10 protein-coding genes are annotated in these 12,007 nt (G+C 30.2%); 5 read left to right on the top strand and 5 right to left on the bottom strand.

All coding sequences use genetic code 11. The annotated features are described in order from the left end of the window. Positions 1-80: 80 nt before the first annotated feature. On the top strand, positions 81-899 hold the full coding sequence (locus tag IR151_RS05290; protein ID WP_227433477.1) for a MerR family transcriptional regulator: 819 nt from the start codon (positions 81-83) through the stop codon (positions 897-899). 376 nt (positions 900-1,275) lie between these two features. On the opposite strand, the gene IR151_RS05295 is transcribed toward IR151_RS05290, so the two are convergent. Together IR151_RS05295 and IR151_RS05300 are read right to left on the bottom strand one after the other, a co-directional pair. After that, positions 1,276-1,839 carry a GNAT family N-acetyltransferase gene (locus tag IR151_RS05295; protein WP_227433478.1) on the bottom strand — a complete coding sequence of 188 codons (564 nt, stop codon included), beginning with the start codon at positions 1,837-1,839 and terminating at the stop codon, positions 1,276-1,278. A gap of 51 nt (positions 1,840-1,890) precedes the next feature. Beyond that, positions 1,891-2,784, bottom strand: a complete 894-nt coding sequence (locus IR151_RS05300) for a LysR family transcriptional regulator (protein WP_227433479.1) — start codon at positions 2,782-2,784, stop codon at positions 1,891-1,893. A gap of 168 nt (positions 2,785-2,952) precedes the next feature. Here IR151_RS05300 and IR151_RS05305 point away from each other — a divergent pair, with 168 nt between their 5' ends. The 4 genes from IR151_RS05305 to IR151_RS05320 are packed head-to-tail and all read left to right on the top strand — an operon-like array spanning position 2,953 to position 5,840. Next, entirely contained in the window at positions 2,953-4,125 is a 1,173-nt protein-coding gene (locus IR151_RS05305; RefSeq protein ID WP_227433480.1) for an iron-containing alcohol dehydrogenase, read from the top strand. A gap of 24 nt (positions 4,126-4,149) precedes the next feature. Continuing rightward, on the top strand, positions 4,150-4,722 hold the full coding sequence (locus tag IR151_RS05310; protein ID WP_227433660.1) for a DapH/DapD/GlmU-related protein: 573 nt from the start codon (positions 4,150-4,152) through the stop codon (positions 4,720-4,722). A gap of 4 nt (positions 4,723-4,726) precedes the next feature. Continuing rightward, complete coding sequence (locus IR151_RS05315) at positions 4,727-5,275, top strand: flavodoxin family protein (RefSeq protein ID WP_227433481.1); 549 nt, start codon at positions 4,727-4,729, stop codon at positions 5,273-5,275. 4 nt (positions 5,276-5,279) lie between these two features. Further along, the gene (locus IR151_RS05320; protein ID WP_227433482.1) at positions 5,280-5,840 is read left to right on the top strand and encodes a cyclophilin-like fold protein; all 561 of its coding nucleotides are present in this window, start codon (positions 5,280-5,282) and stop codon (positions 5,838-5,840) included. A gap of 61 nt (positions 5,841-5,901) precedes the next feature. Here the strand turns inward: IR151_RS05320 and IR151_RS05325 are convergent, their stop codons facing one another. The 3 genes from IR151_RS05325 to IR151_RS05335 form a co-directional block, all read right to left on the bottom strand. Then, a complete protein-coding gene (locus IR151_RS05325; RefSeq protein WP_227433483.1) occupies positions 5,902-6,987 on the bottom strand; it encodes a diguanylate cyclase in 1,086 nt (361 codons plus the stop codon). Between the two features lie 652 nt (positions 6,988-7,639). Continuing rightward, positions 7,640-9,529, bottom strand: a complete 1,890-nt coding sequence (locus IR151_RS05330) for a metallophosphoesterase (protein WP_227433484.1) — start codon at positions 9,527-9,529, stop codon at positions 7,640-7,642. A 184-nt stretch (positions 9,530-9,713) separates the two neighbouring features. Then, entirely contained in the window at positions 9,714-11,660 is a 1,947-nt protein-coding gene (locus tag IR151_RS05335; RefSeq protein ID WP_227433485.1) for a metallophosphoesterase, read from the bottom strand. Between the last annotated feature and the right edge of the window lie 347 nt (positions 11,661-12,007).

Genomic DNA, 12,007 nt, shown 5'->3' on the forward strand with positions numbered 1-12,007 from the left:
TTTAGTTGACTCTACCACTATGATATGGTTTATATTGATATTGAGCTCAAAAATAACACCTTTATAAAGGAGATGTAAATATGTTTAAGATAGGCGATTTTTCAAAACTTAGTAAAATTAGTATTCGCATGCTACGTCACTATGATGAAATTGGACTTTTAACACCAACTCATATAAATAAAATTAATGGTTATAGATACTACAGTGCAAATCAACTTTCCACTACAAATAGAATCCATGCCTTAAAAGATATGGGATTTAGCTTATCTTCTATCAAAGAAATTTTGACGGAATACAATGATAGAGAAAGCTTGATAAGGTATTTAAATATTCACTATTCTCAAGTAAGAGAACATCTAGAAGACACGCAAAAAAAACTATTAAAAATAGAAACTACTATGGAGAGAATTGGAAGGACTGATATTATGAAAAATTATGATGTAACTATAAAAGACTTTGCTCCAAAATATATGATGACTTTAAGAAAAACTATACCTACTTATCAAGATGAAGGAATGCTATGGCATCAATTATTCTCAGAAACAAAAGGGCATAATGTACAAGTTGATGTTCCTAACTATTCTAAAGCAGTCTTTTATGATGTTGGGTATAAAGAAAATTATGTTGATGTTGAAATACAACTTGCTGTATCTGGAAATTATAAAGATACTGAAAATGTTAAGTTTAGAACTGTTCCAAGTGTAACTGCTGCAACTGCTATTGTAAAAGGAAACTTCAATCAACTTACAGATGCTTGTGAAGCTATTGGTAATTGGATATCTGACAATAACTATGATGTAGACGGCCCTATGTTTAATATTTATCATATAGGACCTGGTCAAGACAGTAATTCTGATAATTGGGTAACAGAAGTATGCTTTCCAGTTAGAAAAAAATAAGTTTCAATGATGTTTTATTTATATAATATTTGTATTCTAGCTCTTGTTGTACTTTTTTATAAGTCTTTTAAACATAGATTCATACTTTAAGTACTACTTTTGAATAAACATCCCAATTAATGACTAAGAAATTTCTATAACCATCAATTACAATAGGCTTTAGATTCTTTATGTTTTTCAAACTTTGCTAGAATGTCTGACAAGCTTCCTAACTAATAGGAACTTGTTGGACCTCACATTTTATTTCTTTACTGAGTATAAATATCCTTTGCTAAACTTACAACCTAGGGAATAATATTTATTTTTATTCTAATCTCTTATTTTCCAGACATCGAACTACTAATAGCAAAAGTATATTTTTTCATAGCATTGTTAACTACTCTATTGAAAGTATCATATTCACATTCTCACCTTCTGGATAATCACCTTGACCCCATTTATCGAAGTATTTCCCATAATACTCTTTAGGATTAAAACAATCACTTACCACAAAACCACATTTTTCATAGGCCTTTATAGCACGAGAATTTTTAATCCATGGTCGAATAATAAATGTGCCTACCTCATAGTCTCTAGTCAAGCTGTCAATTAACAACTTCATAGCTTTTGAACCAATCCCCTTCCCAGTATATTTCATTGAACGCAACCACATATCTAGCTCCATATTAGGTATCTTACCATCATTGTATGCATGAGAAATGGTACCCACAATTTGATTATCATATTCTATAAGCAAGTATTTATTAATACCAGGATTACTACTAAAAAAGTAAGATTCTTCATCATGAATGTCAGACCAGTCAAAATCCTCTTTATTGTCAAACATTGACTTCCATATCTCATCTTCCTCAAATGCCATATCATATATTAGTTTTCTATCATAATCTTCAGCATAAAAAAGTTTTATTTTATCTCTCATTACATATAAATCTCGCTTCATAAAAATCACTACCTTCATATAAACAATATTATAAATTAAATAGCTGTCTCTCTATTCTGATACAAAATTATTAATTTCGCTTTGCAATTTACTTAAGAACATTTTAGTTGCCTTAGAAAAAACCTGATACTTTTTCCAGACAATATTTAAGTGTGCTTCTAATCTCGGTTCTAAAGGTCTAAAACAAAGATTGCTATTACCTGTTGTATTGATTAGCTTATCCAAGCAAAGAGCATACCCAACCCCTTCATCTACCATAAGAGAAGCGTTGTAGACAAGATTATAAGTTGCCACTATATTAAATGCTTGAAAATCTTGCCCAGACCAACCAGAAATTACATTTTGAACCAATGTTTGACGTGAAGTTAAGATAGGAATTTCCTTCAAATCATCTGGACATACCGTTTTCTTTTGAGCAAGCTCACAATCTTTTTTCATAAGCAATCCCCATACATCATTAACAGGAAGTTTGATATAATCATACTTTTCCATGTTGGCAGGTTCGATTAAAATTCCAAAATCTAAAAGCCCTTTATCTAGTCTTTCCGTTACATCATCAGCATTTCCACTAAATAGATGATAACGGATATGAGGGTATTCTTTCTTCAATTCTTTCGCAGTTTTGGCAATAAAACGCATAGCATCTGTTTCTCCCCCACCAATATAAACATTTCCTCGTATATCATCACAATCATTGTTAAAATCTGAAGTAGTTTTATCTGTTAAGTCAATTATTTCCTGTGCACGTTTACGTAAAAATAAGCCATCCTCTGTAAGTGTGATTTTTCTGTTACCACGCAAAAACAACTTTTTCCCAAGTTCATCTTCAAGTTCCATAAGTTGTTTTGAAAGCGTAGGTTGTGTCACATTAAGTGATTGAGCTGCACTTGTAATACTTTCCTCTTTTGCAACTGCCAAGAAATATCTCAATACTCTAAGTTCCATTATCTATACCTCCTATTTATAGTGTACTTTTCCCTACTATGCCTGTCAACTATGGGAAGGCATTCTTTATAAGTATTTGCTATTATATTGTTTCGTTAATATAATAAACGTATAGAAACTATGATATAAATTTTAATAAAAACAATAACATAAAAAGGAGAAAAAAATATGAATTTTAATATGTATATACCAACTCGTTTTATCTTTGGAAATGGACGCTTAGATGAATTACATCAACAAAAACTACCTGGAAAGAAAGCCTTGCTTGTTATTTCAAGTGGAAAATCAACTAAAGAAAATGGTGCACTTGCCCGAACAGAAAAACAGTTAAAAATGGCAGGAGTAGAATTTGTGTTATTCAATGAAATAGACGCAAATCCTAATAAAAATTCTATCATGAACGGGGCTTTCTGTGCTCGTAAAACAGAATGCGATTTTATCATTGCCTTAGGTGGTGGAAGTGTCATGGACGCTTCAAAGACAATTGCAATGATGGTGACAAATGATGGTGACTTATGGGATTATGTAAATGGAGGTACTGGAAAGGCTCAACCATTACAAAGTGAACCACTACCAGTTGTTTGTATTACAACCACTGCTGGAACAGGTAGTGAAGCTGACCAATGGGGAGTTGTTACAAATGAAGAAACCCATGAGAAAATTGGTGTTGGTGGTTATGACTCTTTATTCCCTGTTTTGTCCATAATTGACCCAGAATTAATGAAATCTGTACCACCTGAATTTACTGCTTATCAAGGATTTGATACTTTATTCCATGCCGTGGAAAGCTATATATCTTCTTTTTCCAGTGTTATGAGCGATATGTATGCTTTAACTGCTATCGAAAATGTAGGCAACTATCTTGCACATGCAGTAAAAAATGGTAATGATATGAAAGCAAGAGAACACATGGCTTTTGCAAATACAATTGCAGGAATTGTCATGACAATCAGTGTCACTACAGCACAGCATTCTTTAGAACAAGCTATGTCTGGTTATTACCCAAGACTTCCTCATGGTGCAGGTTTGATTATGATTTCTAAAGCTTTCTTTGGATTTTTTATAGAAAAACATGCTTGTGATGAACGCTTTGTACGCATGGCACAGACATTGGGAATGAAAGATGCTAACAAAGCAGAAGATTTTATTACGGCTCTTAGCAAATTACAAGAAGCTTGTGGGGTTGCAGATTTAAAAATGTCCGATTATGGAATTACACCAGGAGATTTTAATCTAATAGCAAAAAGTGCACGAGAAACAATGGGAGGTTTATTTGCAGCAAATCCTTGTGAAATGACACATGAGGATTGTGTAGAAGTATTGAAAAAATCTTACAGTTAATCAGAAAGGATGTGCAAAATGAACTTGAACTTAAATACATTTTTAGAACACCTTAATCAAGGACTTACTGTTGTTGGAGGTTCAAAGTTACATCAGTTTATGAGTGAACTCAGCAATGAAGCCATGAAAATTACATCTAAATTAAACAATCATTATCATGAGCCGGAAGAAATTAGAACATTATTTTCAGAGTTAATTGGAAAACAGGTAGATGAAACATTTAACATGTTCCCTCCATTTTATACTGACTGTGGAAAAAATATAACAATAGGTAGAAATGTTTTTATAAATTCAGGATGTCGATTTCAAGACCAAGGTGGTATTACTATAGGAGACAATTCGTTAATTGGTCATAATGTAGTATTGGCAACTTTGAATCATGATTTTGCTCCAAGCAAACGAAGCACTATGCACCCAAAACCTATTGAAATAGGGAAAAGTGTCTGGGTTGGTGCTAATGTCACAATAACTCCTGGTGTAATAGTAGGAGATGGGGCAATTATAGCAGCTGGAGCTGTTGTAACAAAAGATGTGACACCTAATACATTGGTGGGAGGTGTACCAGCAAAGTTTATAAAAAAAATTGAGGAGGAATAAATAAATGAACAAAAAAGTCTTAATTATATCTACAAGCTTTCGCAAAGACGGAAATTCTGAAATGTTAGCAGATATGTTTTTAAAAGGAGCAAAAGAATCAGGAAATATTGTTGAAAAAATCTGTTTGTATGATAAAACTATTCACTTTTGTAAAGGATGTCTTGCTTGTCAGAATACAAAAACAGGACATTGTATAATGCAAGATGATGCCGATATGATTGTACAAAAGATGATGACTGCTGATGTAATTGTTTTTTCAACTCCAATCTATTTTTATGAAATGAGTGGACAGATGAAAACATTACTTGATCGTTCTAATCCACTATTTCCCTTAGAGTATTCTTTTAGAGATATTTATCTTCTAGCAACTGCTGCTGATAAAGAGGAACATGCAATGGATGGTGCAGTGAAAGGATTGCAGGGCTGGATTGATTGTTTTGAAAATGCAACACTTAAAGATGTTTTGCGCGGTACAGGTGCAGATGAATATGGTTCTATCTCTGCTTTACCTAATCTATTAAGTAAAGCATATCAAATGGGAAAGGTAGTATAATCATATGAAGCAATGTAATCATATAAAAAAGATTATAACCCTCATGTTAACTGCACTCTGTAGCTTTGCACTATTAGGTTGTACAAATATTCCAGCCTCAAAACAAACAGTAAAACAAGAATCTAAAAATAATACTTTGACTGCAACTCCTATTTCTTATAAAGAAAAAGAAGTAATAACACCAATTGAAAATAAACCAATTAAAAATAACATTATAACTGCCAATCTTAAAATTGGAGATAAAGACTTTGTATTGAAACTTTATAATAATTCCTCTGTACAGGCATTAATAAAAAAAATGCCACTTACAATAGATATGAAAGATTTAAATAAAAACGAAAAATACAATTACTTTATAAAAGATTTGCCATCAAATGCAGAATCCGTAAAAAATATTAAAACTGGTGATTTTATGCTCTACGGCTCTGATTGTTTGGTTCTATTTTATAAAGATTTTCAAACCTCATATAACTACACTAAACTGGGGTATATTGAAGATACCAGTAAGCTTGCTGAAATATTAGGAAGTGGAAACATACAAATAGTACTTAGTATTATTGATTAAAATAATAGTGTCATCATGGCAAATGCATCTACTATGATGACACTATTAAACCAAACTTTCTCTAACTTACAATTCTATTTTTCCCATTATTTTTAGCTATGTAAAGTTTTGTATCAGCTCCTTTTACTATCTTCTCCATAGTCATATTTTCAACATACTCCTCTACGCCACCACTGACTGTAATTTTGTTCACTAAATCAAATAATTTTTTGTCACTAGAAACATGTATGCGAATACGCTCTGCTACCTCAACCGCTTTAGATTTAGTAAAGCTAGGCATTACCACTATAAACTCTTCTCCTCCATATCTTGAAACAATTCCATCATTTCCAACCTCTTCAATTAAAATCTCACTAAATCGAATTAATACATTATTTCCACATAGATGACCATATTTATCATTTATTTTTTTAAAATCATCTATATCAAATAACACAATGGACATAATTCTTTCTTCCAATGGCTTTTTTAATATATCGGACATATATTGTATTAAATATCTTCTATTATACAACTTTGTCAAATCATCTATAATTGCCTGCTTTTCAAGTCTTTGGTTCAATTTATATACTTTATCACGCTCATGAGAATACTCTTGTAAAACCACAATCATTACTATACATAAAAACAATGAAACTATAATAAAATTACTTATCGTATCTGATGCACGAGATTCACCTATAGACACAATTAAGTTTGGGTAATTAAATGCCAAAAATATACATATACTATACACAAGTGTAGATACAAATATTATAACTATTCTCTTAAGACCATTAAGAGTCAATGATATAACACATATTCCCAACAAGAAATAAAACATCATACCACTATCCACTCCACCACTTATAAAAAAGAGTACTGGAAATAAGAATATATTAAGCCCTATATTAATTACTAGACACCCTCTATCAATATCTTGTGTTTTAAGAGAATAGATTGCCAATATTGACATGATACAAAAACAAGAAAAACTTCCCCATACAGATATACTAGGAAGATTACTAAAAAGAGCTGCAACAAAGGCTAAAAAGGAACAAACAACTCCAGCAAAACAAAAAAGATAAAAAAGTCTTTCTTGTAAGTTTAATTTTTTATTGAAATACTTCTCCATATAATCTTTAATAGACTGTTGTATAGATGCCAAATATTTAATCTCCTCCTTTATTAAGATATTTTAATTTAATTATACTTATAATATTATATCATATAATAAGTATGTTTAAATAATAGCTTGTATATCCAATATATGGAATTAAATTTATCTAATAAGTATATAATAATAAAAGTATGTAGAAAAATATTAAAAGTAAAACTTATAAAAAATAACAGACAATTACATGTATAAAATAACAAAGCAAAGCACTCATATTATATTAAAGTGCCTTGCTTTGTTTATATATTCTATAAAAATTTATAACCTATAATTTTTATTCCAACTCAAATGCCCCTGTATAAAGACTATAATAAACAAAAAATGTAAAGGAAAAATATATTCGATTCTTTATAGATAAATTTACTGGTTTGTAAATAGAAAAAGGTTTGTAAATAGAAAAAAGAAGAACATCAAATATAAAGGTTCTTCTCTTTCATCTTAGTATACTATTTTTTAGTGTTTTAACTATATTCAAATATATTTTTTATATAAACATATTCTTACTAATAAATCTAATATTACATTGTATCTAATTGTATAATTATGGTATAAATTTGCTTTGTTTTTATTGATTTACTGCTTTATCAATTTACTTATTTATTGTATTAATTCATCTTTATTGTCTCACTTAATATTTATTGTTCTACTTCATTTTTATCGCCTTACTATATTTATTGATAATATTCCATGTCCCATTTTCTTTTCTTAATTCAAGACTTATTTTTGAATAATACTCTCCATCTTCACTAGATTGTGTCACTATAACTTTATTTCCAGACTTATTCTTGTAGGTACGTTCTTTTATCTTATTTTTGGTATGCCCAACTACAATAGCATCTATTCCATCTACTGTAGTAGCAAGTTTTTTTATCTCGCTACTTGGATTTTTTAAATTTATATTATCACTATCTGAATGTACAACTGTGACAATTACATCTGGATTTTCTTTTTGCATAACCTTTACCCACTCATTTGCATCCTTCACTAAGTCATTAGTATATAATCTATTTGTTTTTTTAGAATTTTTTTCTGAACTCGAATCATTGGTATTTTTTTCATCTTTATCTATAGTAAGCCCCAATATTCCAACCTTTATATCACCTTCCTTAGTCTCAACTTTATGCATTATATAAGGTTTTACATAATTTTCTCCAGACTCATCATATATATTAGCTGATAAAACAGGAATTTTCATTTCCTCAAAGTTTTCTATAATAGAATCCAATGTAGACTTTTTTTCTTCAAAATCATTTTTTTCAGATAGAAGTTCATGACTACCAAGTACTACAGCATCATAACCAAGATAAACAATAGGCCATTCGTTTATTCTTTTATGAATACCTTTTTTTGTATTATACTGCCATTCTTTAGACCATCTAGTCATTTCTTTTGTATTAGCATCAAAAAAATCTCCAGTATCAATAAAGATTGGCTGTACAGCTCTATATCTTTCATTAAATAAACTAACTGCCATTTCATCTGAAAAATTTGAATGTAAACCAGATGTCGTAATTATATTTACTTCTTTTCCAAATACCTTTAATTCACTATGCTTATCTTTTATAAACCACTTATCATTCTTCTTATCCAACTTAAAATTAATCTTTGATACACTATCACCATGAGCTCCAGGCTGTGTCACTATCACTTCTTCACCAGATTTATTCTTAAATGTATGTTGCTCTATCTTTTCATGTGTATGACCAGCTACAATAGCATCTATTCCTTCTACTGTTGTTGCCAGCTCCTTTATTCTATTTCCTGGGTTTTTAGGATTTTTAGGCTCTTCACCTGAATGTACAATGGCAACGATTATATCTGGACTTTCTTTTTTCATGATTTTTACCCATTTTTGGGCATCTTCCACCAAATCATTTGCATATAATTTACCTTTATATTGTGCTTGTTCTTCAAGTGCTCTAGCTTTTTTATCTTGCTCAAAGCTTTTAAATCTTGAACGTTCTCCTACTTCTTTTATAGTAAGCCCTAGTATTCCTACCTTTATATTCCCTTTTTCTGTTTTGACATCTTTCATTATGTACGGTTTTACATAGTTTTTTCCAGATTGTTCATATATATTTGCAGACACTAATGGTATGTTGTTATTTTTAAAATCAGAAACTAACCTATCAAGACCTTGCTTATCATTAGAAACGAACTCATGATTTCCAAATGTAACTGCATCATATTTTAATTTTGCCATTTCTTTAGCTATAGGAACTTCTCCTTCACGTGGCTCAGCTATTTTTTTAAATTCCGGCATACCATCATTAAATCGTACTAGTTTTTGACCAGTAAACCATCCATTCATATCAATACTTTGTATGTCAAAAAAATCGCCTGCATCAACCATTAGCAAGTTTTCATCGTATTTTCTCTCTTCTTGCACATAAGAAACTAGGTTTTCTGGGACTATTGAGTGTAAGTCGCTTGTACCAAGTACATTGATTTCTATATCTTTAGTACTTTCACAGCCCACTAATAATATTATTAGAAATATTATTGATGTAACTATAATAAATTTTATTTTCATAAAAGCCTCCCCCTTAATTTTTTTGATGATAATAAAATTTACTCTTATACCTTATCTTTACTATATAAGTTTGTACTGTTTATTATACTAAAAAAACTATATGTAAATTCCTTTTTAAATAAATCTACATATAGTTCTTGATATTTTTCAGTTACAAAACAAGGCTTACTCTAGTATGCTAAAATTATTCAACCTCAATTGTTTTACTAGATTTATCATTAATAACCCATGAACCCTTTTCTTTTTTCACTTTAAAAGTAATTTTAGAATAATATTTACCATGTTCACCTGGTTGTGTCACTATAACTTTGCCTCCAGACTTATTCTTATAGTCATGTTCATCTATCTTTTCATGAGTATGACTAGCAACAATAGCATCAATCCCATCTACTGTAGTTGCTAGTTCTTTTACTCTATTTCCTGGATGCTTGGGATTTTTAGGCTCTTCTCCTGAATGTACAACTGCAACTATTATATCTGGATTTTCTTCTTTCATCACTTTTACCCACTTCTTTGCATCTTCTACTAAATCATTTGCATATAATTTACCTTTATATTGAAATTGCTCTTGTAAATTTACATTTTTAAGACCTTTACCTACCTCTTTTATCGTAAGACCCAATATTCCTACTTTTACATTTCCTTCATTTGTCTCCACATCTTGTATGACATATGGTTTAACATAGTTTTGTCCAGATTGTTTATATATGTTTGCTGATAATACAGAAATTGCTGTCTGTTCAAAATCTTCTACAACGGCATCTAAAAGACGCTCATCTGCCCAAAATTCATCTTTCTCGGATACAAACTCATGATTGCCAAGTACTACTGCATCATACATACCCTGATTCATAGCTATTGCCATTGGGCATCTACTAATCACTGTATCAGTATTATTATCCCTTATAGCCTTCCACTCTTTATACCATTCAATCATTTCATCTGTTTGAGGGTCTAAAAAGTCTCCTGCATCTACTACAACAGGTTCAATTGGCTTACTTCGTTCATTAACAAGGCTTACTAATAATTTGTCAGAAAAATGTGAATGTAAATCTGCAGTAGCAACTATATTTATTTCTTTATCAACTATTTTTAATTTGCTAGCCTTTTTCTTTATATCCCATTTACCATTCTTCTTATCTAATTTAAAGCTAATCTCTGACACACTATCTGCATGCGAACCTGGTTGTGTAACAATTACTTCTTTCCCAGATTTATTTTTATATGTATGTTGCTTTATTTTCTTATGAGTATGACCTGCTACTATTGCATCTATTCCATCTACTGTAGTTGCTAGTTCCTTTATTCTATTTCCTGTATTATCAGAACTCTTAGATTCTTCCCCAGAATGTACAACTGCAACTACTATATCTGGATTTTCTTTCTTCATCACTTTTATCCATTTCTTTGCATCTTCTACTAAATCATTTGCATATAATTTACCTTTATACTCAGCTTGCTCTCCAAGTTCTCTTGATTTAGTTTCTTTTTCAATATCTTCAAATCCTGAACTTTTCCCCACTTCTTTTATAGTAAGACCTAGTATTCCTACTTTTACATCACCTTTATCTGTCTTAACATTTTTCATCACATATGGTTGTATGTAGTTTTTTCCAGATTGTTCATATATATTTGCTGATACTACTGGTATATTATTATTTTTAAAATCAGAAACTAATTTATCAAGACCTTGCTTATCATTTGAAATAAATTCATTATCACCAAGTACTACAGCATCATATCTCAATGGTATCATGTCTTTAACTATAGGTACTTCATCTTGACTATTCTTAACTATGTCTTCATATTCTGCTGTACCACTCTCTCTAATATTAACTAGTTTTTTGCCAGAGGTCCATTCCCACATTTCTTTACTCTGTTCACCAAAAAAATCTCCTGCATCTACCATAAGTATATTTTCATTCTTTGCTCTTTCTTCATTTACATATGAAACTAGAGAATCTGTCACAACTGAATGCAAATCACCTGTTCCTAATATTTTTACTTCTGTATCTGATACATTAACTTTTGTATCTTCTATTTTAGTTTCTTTATTTTTAGTACTTTGACATGCCACAAGCAATCCCACTAAAAACACTATCAATACCATTATAATAAATTTTATTTTCATAAAAGCCCCCCTCATAAATTTTTAGATTATAATAAAATTTAATATCATGCTTTATTTTAAACTATAGCAGGTTATAGGATTATGAGCAACATTCATTGGACTAGTAGATTATTACCTGTAAATATATCTATAATTTAAAGATATACATTTCATTTCTTATGTCATGGTATTTAAACATACTTAATAATATATTTAAATATACTATTAGAAAACTTTAAATAGATACTTCAAATAACAAACTTTTATTTAACACAGATAGCTATGATGAGATTGTAGCGATATTAAAATATATGGAGAAAATCGAGTATAAAATATTATTTGAACAGTTAAGTAACCAGAATAGTTGT

This window comes from Clostridioides sp. ES-S-0006-03, from assembly GCF_020662275.1.
Lineage (GTDB): Bacteria > Bacillota > Clostridia > Peptostreptococcales > Peptostreptococcaceae > Clostridioides.